Origin of the sequence: Azoarcus taiwanensis (assembly GCF_012910885.1) — a bacterium.
Classification (GTDB): Bacteria; Pseudomonadota; Gammaproteobacteria; order Burkholderiales; family Rhodocyclaceae; genus Azoarcus_F; species Azoarcus_F taiwanensis.
The window spans coordinates 1-1585 of the sequence record NZ_WTVM01000256.1 but is presented as its reverse complement, the minus strand read 5'-3'; the positions used below and the strand labels follow the sequence as shown (position 1 = coordinate 1585).

Annotated in this window: 1 protein-coding gene; it reads left to right on the top strand. The window is 62.6% G+C overall.

Features of this window, described 5'->3' with window-relative positions; translation table 11 throughout:
• Nucleotides 1-510 precede the first annotated feature (510 nt).
• A partial coding sequence (gene thrC, locus GPA21_RS20130; RefSeq protein WP_168989838.1) for a threonine synthase occupies nucleotides 511-1585 on the top strand: 1075 nt, incomplete at its 3' end.

Here is a 1585-nt window from a genome sequence, read left to right as displayed (position 1 = left end):
CTACGCCTGATTGTCAGGCATCCTGAACTAACGCGAGAGCTGACTGCGTGACCTTGTAGCCGAGTACAGCGGGAATCCCTGCTTTGCTGTCGTTGAGCAACTTAATGGCTACTTCAGCTCTGGGTCGGATTCGGCTGTAGGCTGAACTAACAAGCGGTCACCCGACCCCAGTTTCTGGGGCACGACCGCTGACGACTGGTTGCTGCCGTTGGTAGCGTCGAGGCCCAATGGCCGGTCAGGCCGAAGGGGAGTCAGCCGGTTGCTGCGCTGTGTGACCGCTCAACATGGTTACCTGCCCGAGAGGCGGCCGTGTCGGCGAATGACGGTTCCTGGCCAATGCCGCCCGGCCGGTTGATCGTGTCGCGTGAGCAGTGAGTCCAGGGCGTATCGGGCTGCATCGTGTGCGAGAGCGCCGAGCCCGCTGCGGCAATTCGCGCTTGATTGGACATCGACCCGACCCGCCCGGATAATGCGCGGTCGTCAAGCAACCATCGTCGAGCGAGAGCGCCCGTGAAGTATTTATCCACCCGCGGCCAGGTGGCCGGACCTGAATTTTGCGACATTCTGCTTGGTGGCCTGGCGCCCGACGGCGGTCTGTATCTGCCCGAGCGCTATCCGCAGGTGACCCGGGCGGAGCTCGATGCCTGGCGCAAGCTGCCTTACCACGAGCTCGCTTACGAGATTCTGTCGCGCTTCATCACCGACATTCCGGCGGACGATCTGGCGGCGATCTGCCGCAAGACCTACACCGCCGAGACCTATCGCTTTACGCGTGGCGGAGAGGATGCGAGTGCGATCACGCCGGTGCGTTGGCTGGAGCCTGGGCGGCTGGGTTTGCTGGAGTTGTCCAACGGGCCGACTCTGGCTTTCAAGGACATGGCGATGCAGTTGCTGGGCAACCTGTTCGAGTATGTGCTCGACAAGCGGGACCAGCAGATCAACATTCTGGGTGCGACTTCGGGTGACACTGGCTCGGCGGCCGAGTATGCGATGCGCGGCAAGCACGGGGTGCGCGTCTTCATGCTGTCGCCGCACGGCAAGATGAGCGCTTTTCAGCGGGCGCAGATGTATTCGCTGCAGGACGAGAACATTTTCAACATCGCGGTCACCGGGATGTTCGACGACGCCCAGGACATCGTCAAGGCAGTGTCGAACGACGCGGCCTTTAAGGCGCGTTACAAGATCGGAGCGGTCAATTCGATCAACTGGGCGCGGGTGGCGGCGCAGGTGGTGTATTACTTCAAGGGCTATTTCGCCGCAACGCAGAGCAACGACGAGCAGATCGCGTTCTGCGTGCCGTCGGGCAATTTCGGCAATATCTGCGCGGGGCACATCGCGCGGCAGATGGGGCTGCCGATCGGGCGCCTGATGCTGGCGACCAACGAGAACGACGTGCTGGACGAGTTTTTCCGCACCGGGGTCTATCGTCCGCGCCGTACCGCCGAGACGCATGTCACCTCGAGCCCGTCGATGGACATTTCCAAGGCATCGAACTTCGAGCGCTTCGTGTTCGACCTGGTCGGGCGCGATCCGCAGGTGGTCGCCGCGCTGTGGAAGGAGGTCGATGCCGGCGGAGCCTTCGACC